This is a genomic window from Bacillus sp. PK6-013 (assembly GCF_054161445.1).
Map to the genome: position 1 here is coordinate 3,374,421 of NZ_CP096417.1, position 13,757 is coordinate 3,388,177.

General features: G+C 48.3%; 12 protein-coding genes. 5 read left to right on the top strand and 7 right to left on the bottom strand.

The features are described from left to right. Positions 1–7 precede the first annotated feature (7 nt). Positions 8–982: a thiamine pyrophosphate-dependent dehydrogenase E1 component subunit alpha gene (locus M1E03_RS17150; RefSeq protein WP_016886251.1), complete on the bottom strand. Its 975-nt coding sequence runs from the start codon at positions 980–982 to the stop codon at positions 8–10. A 211-nt stretch (positions 983–1,193) separates the two neighbouring features. On the opposite strand from M1E03_RS17150, the gene M1E03_RS17155 reads away from it, so the two are divergent. From M1E03_RS17155 to M1E03_RS17175, 5 genes are all read left to right on the top strand, one after another. After that, the gene (locus tag M1E03_RS17155) at positions 1,194–1,745 is read left to right on the top strand and encodes a DJ-1 family glyoxalase III (protein ID WP_043054186.1); all 552 of its coding nucleotides are present in this window, start codon (positions 1,194–1,196) and stop codon (positions 1,743–1,745) included. A gap of 267 nt (positions 1,746–2,012) precedes the next feature. Beyond that, on the top strand, positions 2,013–2,387 hold the full coding sequence (locus M1E03_RS17160; RefSeq protein WP_016886253.1) for a Na-translocating system protein MpsC family protein: 375 nt from the start codon (positions 2,013–2,015) through the stop codon (positions 2,385–2,387). 175 nt (positions 2,388–2,562) lie between these two features. Continuing rightward, complete coding sequence (locus tag M1E03_RS17165) at positions 2,563–4,095, top strand: NADH dehydrogenase subunit 5 (protein WP_059231982.1); 1,533 nt, start codon at positions 2,563–2,565, stop codon at positions 4,093–4,095. Continuing rightward, positions 4,092–6,713: a DUF2309 domain-containing protein gene (locus M1E03_RS17170; protein ID WP_212109904.1), complete on the top strand. Its 2,622-nt coding sequence runs from the start codon at positions 4,092–4,094 to the stop codon at positions 6,711–6,713. Before M1E03_RS17165 ends, M1E03_RS17170 begins: the two co-directional genes overlap by 4 nt. An 11-nt stretch (positions 6,714–6,724) precedes the next feature. Then, entirely contained in the window at positions 6,725–7,231 is a 507-nt protein-coding gene (locus M1E03_RS17175) for a carbonic anhydrase (RefSeq protein ID WP_035339184.1), read from the top strand. Between the two features lie 34 nt (positions 7,232–7,265). On the opposite strand, the gene M1E03_RS17180 is transcribed toward M1E03_RS17175, so the two are convergent. From M1E03_RS17180 to M1E03_RS17205, 6 genes are all read right to left on the bottom strand, one after another. Further along, the gene (locus M1E03_RS17180) at positions 7,266–8,108 is read right to left on the bottom strand and encodes a PRD domain-containing protein (RefSeq protein WP_020450591.1); all 843 of its coding nucleotides are present in this window, start codon (positions 8,106–8,108) and stop codon (positions 7,266–7,268) included. Positions 8,109–8,150: 42 nt separating this feature from the next. Next, positions 8,151–9,527, bottom strand: coding sequence for a sucrose-specific PTS transporter subunit IIBC (locus M1E03_RS17185; RefSeq protein WP_023855886.1), 1,377 nt, complete (start codon positions 9,525–9,527; stop codon positions 8,151–8,153). 314 nt (positions 9,528–9,841) lie between these two features. Further along, a complete protein-coding gene (locus tag M1E03_RS17190) occupies positions 9,842–10,582 on the bottom strand; it encodes a YfjL-like protein (protein WP_103750486.1) in 741 nt (246 codons plus the stop codon). Next, the gene (locus M1E03_RS17195; protein WP_023855884.1) at positions 10,575–11,780 is read right to left on the bottom strand and encodes an MFS transporter; all 1,206 of its coding nucleotides are present in this window, start codon (positions 11,778–11,780) and stop codon (positions 10,575–10,577) included. The genes M1E03_RS17190 and M1E03_RS17195 overlap by 8 nt, the downstream gene beginning before the upstream one ends. 103 nt (positions 11,781–11,883) lie before the next feature. Further along, a complete protein-coding gene (locus M1E03_RS17200; RefSeq protein WP_237612060.1) occupies positions 11,884–12,207 on the bottom strand; it encodes a YckD family protein in 324 nt (107 codons plus the stop codon). Between the two features lie 297 nt (positions 12,208–12,504). After that, positions 12,505–13,698: a macrolide family glycosyltransferase gene (locus M1E03_RS17205; RefSeq protein WP_328067057.1), complete on the bottom strand. Its 1,194-nt coding sequence runs from the start codon at positions 13,696–13,698 to the stop codon at positions 12,505–12,507. Positions 13,699–13,757: the final 59 nt, after the last annotated feature.

The window sequence follows — 13,757 nt, forward strand, 5'->3', positions numbered from 1 at the left end:
TCATGAATTAATAGGATACATATACATCTGTCAGCAGTTCGGTTTCTTCCGGATAAGCGCTTTTTTCGCTGAATGCGACCGCTTGCTCGACCGCTTCTTCAACTTCTTTTTCAATCCGTGACTGCTCTTCTTCACTCATCAGCCCTTTTGCCAGCAATTCGCTTTTGAACACGGCAATGGCATCTTTTTCTTCCTGATGCACCGCTTTTTCGTCATTTGTTTTGTAGCGCTGGGCATCTCCTTCAAAATGGCCGTAGTTCCGGTATGTCATACACTCAATAAGCGTCGGTCCTTCACCGTTTTTGGCACGCTCTATCGCCCGGCCCGCAGCCTGGAAAACCGCGGCTGCATCTTTTCCATCCACGCGAATGCCCGGAATCCCGTAGGCGGCCGCACGATCTGCGATCGACTCGCAGCTTGACGCATAGGAAAACGGCGTCGCTTCGCCATACCCGTTGTTTTCGGCGACAAATATGACAGGGAGCTTCCAGATGGCGGCAAGGTTGATCCCTTCGTGAAACGTCCCCTGGTTGTTGGCGCCGTCGCCAAAAAAGCAAACGCTTACATTTTTAGTCTTTTTATACTTTGCAGTGAGGGCAGCTCCGCAGGCCAAGGGAAATCCCCCGCCGACGATTCCGTTTGCGCCTAGCATCCCTTTGTCAAAGTCTGCGATATGCATCGATCCGCCTTTTCCTTTGCAAAGTCCTGCAGATTTCCCGTATATCTCGGCCATCATCCCTTTCAAGTCGCACCCTTTTGCAATGCAGTGCCCATGGCCGCGATGTGTGCTCGTGATGGTGTCTTCATCATTCAGATGGGCGCAGACGCCCGCAGCGACCGCTTCTTCCCCGGCGTAAAGATGGACAAAACCCGGCAGTATCCCTTTAGCAAACAGCTGATGAACCCGATCTTCGAAATAGCGGATTTCCAGCATTTTTTGATACATCCATACCGCCTTTTCCTTTGTCAGTGCCTCTTCCATATGCAAAAACCTCCTGTCTTTTTTTACTCACACGTTATGATGCAAAAATCGTGCCAGCTCTCCGACGCGAACATGAAGCTCTTTTCAGACGGACATCCTTCCAAAACAAGAGACAAAACGAGACGGGTGTCTCAATTTGTCTACTTCATCAGTTGCGGAAATGTCTTTGCCGCAGTTAGAATGAACGGTAGAGACGAAGGAGGTTTTTTTCATGAAGAAAGCGTATGTTTTTTTAATCGGCGGATTTGAAGAAATCGAAGCGATAGCAACGATTGATATTTTACGGAGGGCTGAAGTCGAGACCGTCACCGTCTCGCTTGATCCATCGCGCAGCGTGAAAGGCGGGCATGACATTGTCGTCGAGGCAGACGTCATGTTTGAGGATGCTGATTTTCAAAAAGCGGATATGCTGATTCTTCCGGGCGGAAATGTAGGCAGCAAAAAAATGCTGGAACACCAAGCTTTGCACAAGACGCTGACAGAAGCGGCGGATGCAGGAAAATATGTCGCCGCTATCTGCGCCGCAACGATGACGCTCGGAAAAACGGGGCTTGTCAGCGGAAAAAAAGCGACCTGCTATCCCGGGGTTGAAGAACATTTAACAGGAGCGGATGTCACTGCAAATGAAAAAGTTGTCGTAGATGGAAACATCATTACTTCCAGAGGCCCGGCGACCACGATTCCATTTGCCCTCAAGCTTGCCGAATTGCTGAACGGCAAAGAAAAAGCCGATGCAGTTGCCAAGGGAATGCTCGTCTGCTAAGACGGCATTCCTCTTTTTTATCCATAAAAGAACGGTATTGACATCATAAATCTTAAAAGATATGATATTTAAAAAGTAATTCCGTAAAATCAATAATTGTAATCTCATGCAAAAGAGCTTTAGCATTCGGCTATAATCCCTATGGTCGCGTGAAAAAGCACCCTTTACCATGTATGACATTAACATTTTGATAGGACGGTATATTTCATTTTCCCTATACTCATGTATAAGGAAAAGAAATATACCGTTTTTCAGGAGGATATAACATTGAAAAAACAGAAAGTGACAAAGGGGTCTCTGGAGGCGGAGATCAGCAAAACCTTAACCCAATGGGAAAAAGACTATTTGGGCCGCGGCTCCGTGTCTGTTAAAACAGACATTCTCAGAAATATGGTCATCATTTCCCTGAACGGTATTTTGACACCCGCCGAATACGAACTTTGCAGTACAAAAGAAGGCCTGCTGTCAATTAAAAGAACCCGCTCCGGTTTGGTGGAATCGGGTATAGAACAACTGAGCCGCATAATGAAGGAGCTGACCGGTGAAGAGACGATCAGCTTTCACACGGATATCAGCACCCGCACTGGCGAGCGGATCATGGTATTTAAATTGGCAAACGACCTGCAAAAAAAATTGGCATAGAAAAACGGAAGATCTTTAAAGCATGAACATGAGTTAAAGATAAGCCGGTATTATTCAGAAAGATTGGCTGAAATGGGCCGATCCTGAATATACCGGCTTTTTTTACGTTTTCAGAAAGGAAGGCAAGACATGAAACAGTATGTTCTTTTCCATCATCCCGACGGAGGGATGCCGGATGTTTGATCTGCTAGATTCTTTATTTTGGCTGAAAATATTTTTCGCGTCGCTTGCGCTTTGTTTGTTAAGCGCACTGCTCGTCCTGAATCGAAAGGTTCCATTGGCATATGTACGGATTCACGCCAAGATCATCGCCCTGCCGCCGCTTGCCGCGCTGGCAGCATTGATAACGGCAAATCCCGGGCAAGCTGGAGCTCCTTGGCGCTTGGATTCGCTGGCTTGGCTGATCGCCTTGTTTGTCTTGACAATCGGCTTCATCGTCCAGCGCTACTCTGTCCGGTATTTGTTCGGCGACCGCTCCTACCGTAAATTTTTTGTGCTGCTGACGCTTACAACAGGAGGCGCTTCATGCGCCTGGCTGAACGATGATCTTCGCTGGCTCCTCTTATGCTGGGGTATCACGCTTTTCGGCTTGACCGCGCTAATCGGCTTAAACGGCGCGTGGCAAGCGGCCAAAAATGCCGCTTTGTATGCGGGCCGGATCTTTGCGCTCAGCTGGCTGGCGATAGCAGCAGCCGCTCTTTGGCTGTCTCTCGCGACAGGACACTGGCAGCTATCATCCGCCATAGCGGAGGAAAGCCTTGTACAGCTCAGCTCATGGGAGAAAACCGGGATTGGCCTCCTTATCATTTTAACGGTGATGATTCCTGCGGCACAGTGGCCGTTTCATCGCTGGCTGCTCGATTCGGCAATCGCGCCGACTCCCGTTTCCGCGGTCATGCACGCCGGACTCGTAAATGTAGGCGGCGTCATGCTGACCCGTTTCGCACCGATGTTCAGCGGTGATGGGCTGCAGCTTATTCTGCTTGTTCCCGCCGTCTTTTCCGTCTTGCTCGGAACGGGCATGATGATCGTCCAGACGGACTACAAGCGGCAGCTCGCAGCTTCAACGGTCGCGCAGATGGGTTTTATGCTCGTCCAATGCGCATTAGGAGCCTATATTGCGGCTGTTATTCACCTCATTTTGCACGGCCTGTTCAAAGCCGCCCTTTTCCTGCAAGCCGGATCAGCGGTGCGCCGTTATGAATCGTTCGCCTCTAAACGGGGCAGACCGGCTCTTTTCTGGGACATGATAGGCGGCGCCTTTGCTCTTACTGTCGTCATCGGAATCTGGGTCTCAGCTGCGGACGATGGCTATCAATTGATCAGCGCCCTTGTTTTAGGCTGGGCATTGTTCATTGCTTGGAGACAGCTTGTCACAGCCAATGACGGTCGCGTCACACGAATGGCCGGGCTTTTCATTTTAACGGGGGCTTCACTCGCGTTTGCCATCATTCATTCCGGTTTACACGGGCTCCTGAAGGAAGCTGTTGTACAGGGGGCGCAACCGCCCGTCATGGCGGCCGTTTTAACGGTAGTCGTTTTGTTAGCTGGCACTGCGGCCGGCGCCTTGATCGTTCGGCAGCGGTTTGCATGGTCCGGCGCACTTTATCTGCGTCTTGTAAAAACGGGTGAGCCTCATTTTGAATCGGTCGAAGAACGGCCGAATTATCTTGACCAATATCTTACTCAAGGAGGTCGTCAATCATGAAAGCAGCACCCACATTGTCTAAACAATTGATCTTCAAATATGAACATCAGACAGCGGACTTTAATATTGATGAATCGGTTCAATCAGCAGCACGAGTCATTGCGCCGCTTTGGCCGATTGAAACCTTTGCCGCGCGCCATCCGTGGATGGGTCTTGAAGAACAGACATTTGAACAGACGGCCCGGCAGCTTAAACAGCAGCTTCAGGTTGATATATACCCAAAGTCCTCCATTTTCCGCTCCGCAAAACAAAGGGGAGAAATCGATGAGGCCATTCTTGAAAAAAAGCTGACGCATTGGCTCGATTCACATCAGCCCGGCATGCAGAGGGAAACAGCGGAAGCGTTTTGCAAAGCCGCGCTCAAGCTGGATGAAATCCCTGAACAGCTCTTGAGATCCCCGCAAGTCGAAAAGCTTGCCAAACAAGCGGCGCGCGGGACAATCGATGATCAAAAAACACGCTTGATCAAACCGCTCAGCGTTTTTGCCGGACAAAAAACCGCTCACCTTCTTGATCATCATGTGATTAAATGGTGCAAGCTGTTTCTCGATGAATCACAATCGGCATGGCGGCTTCCACATCGTGAGAAAGGGTTTTACAGCGCTTGGCGGCAGCTTGTTGAACATGATCCCGCCCTGGCGCGAGCGGAACGCCAACGACTGAAAGGGTGGCCGGAGGAGCCTCGGGACGCGATGAAAAGAGCACTCCGAGCGCTTGATATTTCTGATGGAGACGTTCAGGCATACCTTGAAGCTCATTTGCTCTCTCTTCCGGGATGGGCCGGGATGATGCTTTGGCGTTCCCAGCAATCGCAGGACGAACAAGGGCTGCTTCTCGAGTATTTGGCCATCCGGCTTTCAATGGAATGGATGCTTATTGAACCTTATGTGCCGCTGTCTAAGCCAAAACCTGAAAAAGAGATGCAGGTCGTTCCTTTGATTGCGGCCTGGCTGCATTGGGGCGGCCTGACGCCTGACGAATGGCTCAAACTTTCAGCAGCAGAGCAAAAAGCGAGATTAACACTCGCCCGCCGCTTTGATGATCTAACGCGCAGGCGCATCTGGCTGGAAGCATGGGAACAATCATACGCTGCTGAGGTAAGGAACCTCATCACGGCAAACAAACCTGCCGCTGCCGCCAAAAGTGAAGCGGCGCTGGCCCAGCTTGCATTTTGTATTGATGTCCGTTCAGAGCCGTTCCGACGGGCATTGGAAAAGTCAGGCCCTTTTGAAACGTATGGAACAGCGGGCTTTTTCAATCTGGCAATCGAAACGTGCGAACTTGGCACTAAGCACACTCACAGCTCTCTGCCGGTCATCCTTAAACCTCAGCATCGAGTAAATGAAACGGCCGATGAATCAAGCTTTAAATCGTATCAAGAACATAAAAAAGCAGCAGCTTCGCTGAGCTCCGCCTTTAAAAAGATGAAACAGAATCTATTGGCGGGTATGCTCCTTCCCGAAGTGAGCGGGCCATGGCTGAGCCTGCAAATGGCCGCGCGCAGCCTGGTCCCCCGCACAGCCGGGCAAACTTTCCGGAATGCGCGGAAAACATGGCTGAAAAAGCCTCAGGCAAAGCTCTCGCTTGATCGTATGGAAACATCTGATGCCGGTATTCCGGTCGGATTTACGGATGAAGAAAAAGCCGCCTATGCCAGACAGGCATTAAAGATGATGGGGATCACCGACCGGTTCGCTCCGCTGGTTGTCATTTGCGGGCACGCCAGCAGAAGCACGAATAACCCTTATGCATCGGCATTGGACTGCGGCGCCTGCGGAGGCGCATCAGGCGCTTTTAACGCACGCGTCCTAGCCGCTTTATGCAACCTTCCGAGCGTCAGACAGAGGCTCCGCTCCGACGGCATTTTTATTCCGGATGATACAGTATTCGCCGCCGCAGAGCACATTACAACATTGGATGAACTGCAGTGGCTCTATGTACCTGAGCTTCCGGCTAAAGCTCAACAAGCGTTCGACCGCATCAACTCGGTGCTTCCTGATGTGAGCCGTACTGTCGGAGCCGAACGCTTAGAAGAGCTGCCGCAGCTCGGCTACCAAAATCCGCGGAATGAAGTTGAGCGCTTCGCCGAAGATTGGAGCGAAATCCGTCCAGAATGGGGGCTGGCCCGAAATGCTTCATTCATCATCGGCACACGCCGGCTTACACGCGAAGCTGATCTTGAAGGAAGAGCTTTTCTGCACAGCTATGACTGGCGGAATGACGAGGACGGCTCCATCCTCAGCGGCATCATTTCAGGGCCTGGAACAGTAGCCCAATGGATCAATCTGCAATATTACGCGTCAACCGTCGCACCGCATTATTATGGAAGCGGAAATAAGGCAACTCAAACCGTCACTTCAGGCCTCGGCGTCATGCAAGGAAATGCAAGCGATCTTTTGGCCGGTCTCCCGTGGCAGTCCGTCATGCGGTCGGATGACGAAATATATCATGCGCCTCTCAGACTCCTGATCGTGATCGAAGCACCGGATGATGCTATCGAACGTCTCCTTGACCGCGATCACAGCTTCCGGCAAAAGGCGGAGAACGGATGGATCCACCTGGCATCTATTAACCCGGAGGGAAAATGGAAGAACTGGACAAACACGATAAATGAATGAGGTGAAATGTCATGGAAGAAAACAAAAAAATACTGATGATTATCGGAATGGAGAAACAGCTTGAACAGACCATCTGCCGGGCAGGGAATATTCAGCCTGAGAACGCCCTTGTTTTAAAAAGCGTCTTCCCTGATATTTCACAGCCCTACGGTGATATGATGAGGGATATCATTACCCTTGTCCACCGGAACAAAGCGGAAGAAATTTGGATTGTCCGCGATAAATACGAGCAAACGGCAGATAAAGATATTTCTGACCTTTTAAATAGAAACAAAGATTTAAGCGATAGAATGCAAACTTTAGAGTACCTTTTCCAAAACTGCAGTCCGGAATTTCCGTACGGCAGCATCGATGAATGGCTGTCACCGAGCGAAAATGCGGCCGAAGGCGTCCAAAAAAGCGTCGCCGCCATCCGACAGCACCCGTTAATCCCTTCGCACGTCAATGTAAAAGGATTTCTAATCGAAAATTCGGTTTTAACGGAAATTGAAACCTTAAACAAAAACGGAGCCCGATAACAGGGCTCCGTTTTGTCTTAAACACAGGCATTCTTTACACAACAGCAGACCGCTGATAAAATCTCTGAATATGCATGGTAATATAGCACAGCTCTTTTTCCGGAAATTCAAAGCCATACTCCCGCTTCACAAATGCCCCGATTTCTTCTGCGCACATAAACGCTTGTCCAAACTTCTTTTTAATGAGGCTGATCATTTCACCATCCATTTCGTAAAATGTCTCTCCCGATTCAATATGCTGAATGGCGAAACGGAGATGGTTGACAAGCCGCTCATACGAAATCGTCTCATCCTTTATTTTAATGTTGAGTTTATCTTCGATAATCTCGATAATATCCTTGATCATCGTTGTGAGATCGAGCGTTTTTGTCATATCTCCCGCGTTTGTTTTCGCTGTATGAATATGAAGCGCAATATTGGCGACTTCATCCTCCGGAATATCGATCTTCAGCTTATCTTTAATGAGGGCCTTTGCCCAGCGGCCGATTTGAAATTCTTTCGTATAGAGGACTTTAACTTCCTGAAGCAGCGGATTTTTAATGACCATTCCCTTGCTTAACCGTTCTATCGCGAATGATAAATGATCTGAAAAAGCGACATGGATTCGCTCATTGATTTTGATCCCGAGCTCTTTTTCCGCATGAGAAATAATGTCCTCCGCCACCTGAATATGATCTTCCGGCAACGTTTTTAAGATCTCCTCGAATTGGCGGTATTCTGTTGAATCTTTCATCACAAATATTTTTTCAATTTTAGATCTATCGACAATATCATTCTTCTTTTTTTGAAATGCGATTCCGGAACCTAATACGATCTTTTCCTCGCCGCCATCCTTGACGACGAGCGCATTGTTATTTAAGATTTTTTTTACTTTCATAGCTGCCTTCCTTTCATCCTGTTTTAATGAATGAAAACGGAATTATTCTTTTTCATCTTTAAAGCCAAGACACAAAGTCGCAATGAATGCTGAAATCACCGCAATCGCAAAAGCGATTAAATAATGAATGAGATTGGCGGTGCCAAGAGGGAGAATGATTGAAATCATCGGGATGCCGGACAATCCGTAAGAGTTTGCCGCAACGTGTGTGAAGACGGCGTATGCCCCTCCGATGGCGCCTCCGATCGATGCGCCGATAAACGGTCTCGCGAGCTTCAGATTGACGCCAAACATGACAGGTTCGACGATTCCCAAAAAAGCGGTGAGAGAAGCCGGAATCGCAATCTTTCTGATAGCGGCATTCTTTGTTTTCAAAAATACGGCGAGCCCCGCTCCTCCCTGCGCGACATTGGCCATCGACCATATTGGAAGCAGAAAATTGACCCCATATTCGGGATCTGCAAGCAGCGACGCTTCAATCACATAAAAACTATGGTGCAGGCCGCTCAAAACGAGTAAGGAGTAAAGCCCGCCAAATAAAAATCCGGCGCAAGCCCCCCCAAAATGATAAACAAACCCGAGACAGTCGCTTACGAAATGAGCGATGATCAGTGAGAGCGGCCCCATGATAAACAGCGCGGCAAATCCGGAAGCCATAACTGTAATAAACGGTGCGACAAGCAAATCTAAAGAACAGGGGACGATTCTTTTTAAGAATTTTTCGATTTTGCTCATTATGTAGACGGATAAGAGAATCGGTATGACCGTCCCCTGGTATCCGATCAAAGGGACTTCAAGGCCGAATACTTCGACGGATTCCGGCTTTTGGCTGCCGAGCAATGAAGGATCGAGTAAATCGGGATGGGTCAGAATTCCGCCGATGACAGCGCCTAAAAACGGATTCGCTCCAAACTGTTTAGCCGCACTGAACCCGATCAGCACAGGCAAAATGACAAACGCTGAGCTTGAAAAAATATCGAGCATTTTCATCAGCGGGCCGCCATAAGCGCCGAGGCTGAATTCTTTAAGCACACTGATGAGACCCATGAGCAATCCGCTCGCAACGATTGCCGGAATGATCGGCACAAAGATGTCTGACAGCGTTTTGGCAAATCGCGTCAATACGTTCATGTTTGGCGGCGCCTCCCGCCGGGCTTCTTCAAGAGGAGCCGGATCGCTGTATTGAATCATTTCCTTATAAATCTTATTGACTACACCTGTACCGAAAATGATCTGAAACAAACCGTATCTGAAAAAAGTCCCCTGCACAGACTCCATCTTTTCAATAGCAGCTATATCGATTTTTTCTTCATCTCTGACATTGAAGCGCAGCCTTGTCGTACAATGGCTGATGCTGATGATATTCTCCGCGCCTCCAATGAGGGGCAAGAGAACTCTTGCAATCTCTTTATGCAGCACCCGGATCTACCTCCTCCAATTTTTCTATCCTATCAAATCAACAGAAGACGATCAAAATGAAAAATGTGCCATCACATCCAAAGACCCCCGGCGAAAGGAATAAAAAAAGACCTAAAACATGCGAAAGCATCAGCCGATAGGCGCAAAAAAAGCACACTAAGGTCTGTAGTTCCTTTAGCACATTTTAGGTCTTGCCTGCCTTACCAGTAACAATCCCGTCAATATTTGTTCTTAATATGATTCTATTCGCTTCGGCCTTGGACATCAATAGTGCAAACCGCCTATATATCCCCCGTATAAAAAAAGAGAAGGCGTTAAAGCGCCTTCTCTACATCTTCAATGGCTATCGCACGGTCCTTTAAAACATGCACACTGTACTTCACATAGCCTGGCCGGTCTTCCCCGTCTAAGCCCATACTGTCAATCTCAATGTTTTCATAATGGTAGCCGCTCAATAACTTTTTCACCACTTTTGCCTGGTCATAGACCTGCCTCCGGCCGTCCCGGCCTGAATTCAAGGTAACTGTAACAGCAATCGGTTCTGTTTGCTTCAGTTTTTTCCAATTTGTATTGACATCATAGCTTCCTGATAGAGAAACTTGGACGTCAATTACGTTTTTCAGCTTTTTTTCAAGCTCTGCCTTGATCTCATTTGAGGCTTCTTTGCTTATTCTGGCTCTCGTCTTTTCCTGTCTGGCTTCTTTGATGCCATCGTTTGTGACAGCCGGGTGCAATCCGCCTTTCACGCTGAAAATGTACTCATCATTCCGCTCATCTGACACACGAAATAGGTATTCAGCAAACTTGAAATTATAGGAGCTCCCTTTTATATTTAAGGTTTCATCGGCGTGTGCTTCCTGCAAGTATGCCGATAGCTTTTGTTCAGCCAGCGCGCGGCTGAACGGATTTCCGTAAAAGGCGTTATACACATAACAGCCTGTCACAAGAATCAACAACGAGAGACCAGTAATGATGGCTTTCTTTTTCAATTCAATCAACTCTTTCCAAATTCTCGCGTCCCGTCCATTATGAAGGAGAATTCGGACATTAGGCAAGCTCTTTCTGCTTCGTCTCCGTCCCCAAAAAGAAGATCGCCGCGACAGCCGCAATAACGGCGACGCAGAAGATCAAAAAGATCATTGAAATCTCTGTTCCCCGGGCGACGAGATAGCCGACAAGAAGCGGGCCCAGGATGCCGCCGATTCGGCCAAAGCCGGCTGCCATTCCTGCGCCGGTCCCCCTGATTGATGTCGGGTATTGTTCAGGCGTATAAGCATAAAGCGCGCCCCAGGCACCAAGGTTGAAAAACGATAAAAACATACCTGACGCAAGCAGAAGCGCCAGCGATTCAGCCGATCCGAAGAAGTAGGCGCTGACAGCCGTCCCTAACAAGTAGACGGTAAGCACCATTTTCCGGCCGGCTTTTTCAATCAGCCATGCCGCGGAGAAATAGCCGGGCAGTTGAGCCAGCGTCATGATCAAGACGTACTCAAAGCTCTGGATCATGCTGAATCCTTTCATCACCATGACGCTCGGCAGCCAAAGAAACATGCCGTAGTAGGAAAAGACAACGCAAAACCAGACAATCCACAGCATGGCCGTAGGCCGGGCATATTTGCGGGACCAGACGTTTTTCACATTTTCCACGACGGTCGGCTTCCTTTCCTGCGCAAGCTTCTCATATTTCGGAGAATCCGGCAGGGCGATCCGCAAATATAAGGCGTAAATAGCCGGTATCGCGGTTATTAATAAAGCAATCTGCCAGCCGTAGGCCGGAATAATAAAATACGAAATGAGCGCTGCGGCCAGCCAGCCGAATGCCCAGAAACTTTCGAGCAGGACGACGACTCTTCCCCTCCGCTCCGGCGCAACCGTTTCGGATACGAGCGTAGATGCGACTGGAAGCTCTCCCCCAAGCCCCATACCGACGAAAAAGCGCAGGACTAAAAATGCCCACAATGTCGTCGTCAAAGCGGATAACCCGCTGCCGATCGAGAAAAACAGCAGCGTAATCATAAAAACGTATTTTCTTCCGACACGGTCAGCCAAAAGGCCAAAGACAAACGCCCCGACTGCCATGCCGATTGAGTTGACGCTGCCGATCCAGCTCATCTCCTGCGGCGTCAACTTCCATTCCACGTGCAAAGCGGCGATAATAAACGATAATATGCCAACGTCCATAGCATCAAAAAGCCAGCCGAGACCGGCGATGCCAAGCAGTCTGCGCTCTGAAACAGGACGGTTCTTCTTCATACTCACTACACCTCTTTACTCTCTTAGCAGTTTACATGAGTATTAGTTTACACCTGTCTTTACACTTTTGTCACGAAGAAAATGAGGCGCCGTCTATTTCAGTTTAATGAATATGATGCTTGTGAAACTTTTCTTCTTGGTGCCTCAACTTTGGCAGAAACCCGTTTTCCCGCTCTTTTTCATAGCGCTTCTCAATATGAGATTTGATTTCTTTACCCCTCTCCTGATCAAGGATTCCGTACTCCACATACTTATTGATCAGCTGTTTTTTCTTTTCCACAATGTCCTTTTGCAAAGAAGCCAGTTCATTTTTTTGCTTGTCGGTCAACTCTTGATAAACGCGTGTTTCCCCGTAGGCAGAAGACATGACAGCCGTACATGACAGCGGTATGACGAGAAGCAGGCAAACGCGCAGTTTGCGCATCATGCAACATCCTTTCTGATCTATGATTCATTCTATTTTTATCTGTTTTGCGGAGTTTATGCATAAAAAAAAGCCGCTTGGTAAAGCGGCTTCAGATTGTTGACAAAATCCCAAAACGACTTTTAGTTTTGGGATTTTGTCATCCTTTCAGCGTGATTGAAAACCCTTGCAGTCTAGGAAGGCCGAGCATCGGAGCGGAGCGAATGTTGGAATTCGTGAGCACCGACGCGCAGGCCTGACAACGAATGCGAGGGTTTGTCGACACGCTGAAGCCGCTTGGTAAAGCGGCTGGGCTTCCTATCAAGCCTGCAGCGATTTCCGCGCAGTATATTCATCAATGCGCGCTAATGCGTCTTTCATGTCCATGCAGTTGCTGAAGCTTTCATCAATTTTTTGAATACCTTCCTGATATTTTTCGTCAGTGAGTACTTGTTCTGCTGCATCTCTTAATCTTTCAGCATTGACCTCTTCTGTAACCAGCGGATATCCAGCATTCAGTTCTTTCAGGCGCTGGGCGATCATCGGCTGATCTTTATCATGCGGGAGCACGACCATCGGGACACGGTAATGAATGCCTTCATTGACGCTGTTCATGCCGCCGTGGGTGATGAACACATCGGCTTCTTTAAGCACCTCTAATTGCGGCACATACGGTGCAATGATAAAATGCTCCGGCACTTCTTTTATATCCGCGTAGTTCGACTTTTCGCCGGCGGCGATGACAACCTTGCCGTCGAAATCACGGAATGCATCGATGCACATATTGAAAAAATCCTCAGTTTTACCAAGTACGGTTCCCATTGAAATATAAATGACTTTCTCATTCTTTAACGATTCTATCGGAAAATCGGTCTTGTCCAGGCGCTTCGGAAAACGCGGACCGATAAACAGCACATCATCCCCAAAACGGTCGCTTTCAGGCTGAAAATACCGGCTTGTATACACAACCGTCAACTCCGCCTGATTGCTCATAAACTGTCCTGTATGCCTAGGTGAGACGCCGTACTTTTCTTTCAGTTCACTAAGCATGTCTTCACATTCTTTGTCCAAGTGCAGCTCCGCGCCTGAATCCGGATGCAGCGGCAGAATCTTCATATGTTCTTGTCCGAAGAGAAATGAAGCCGACGAAGCGATTCCCGGAATGTTCAAATAATCCCTGACCAATTCACCTGCACCGAATGTGTCATAATACACGGCATCGAACGAAATGCTTTTGGACAGCTCTTTTACAATGTCTAAAATATACAGCGAGGTTTTGAGATGAATTTTTAAAAATTCAAGAAGGCCGGACGGTGAATTCGGATCAATATGCGCGTTTCTTACCAGATCTTTGTATAAATGGACGGTAGCCCCGACGCCCTCCAGCCTGTCTTTATACTTTTCTGTTGAAAGATAGTGCACATTGTCGCCTCTGTCAGCAAATGCTTTGGTGATCCCTAATGTAGGATTGACATGCCCTTCCGCCGGAAAATTGACGATTAAAATATTTTTCATGATTAAAACTCCTTTTTATCCTTTTTGAAACGGGTTGACATCAATTCAGCGCCTGATTA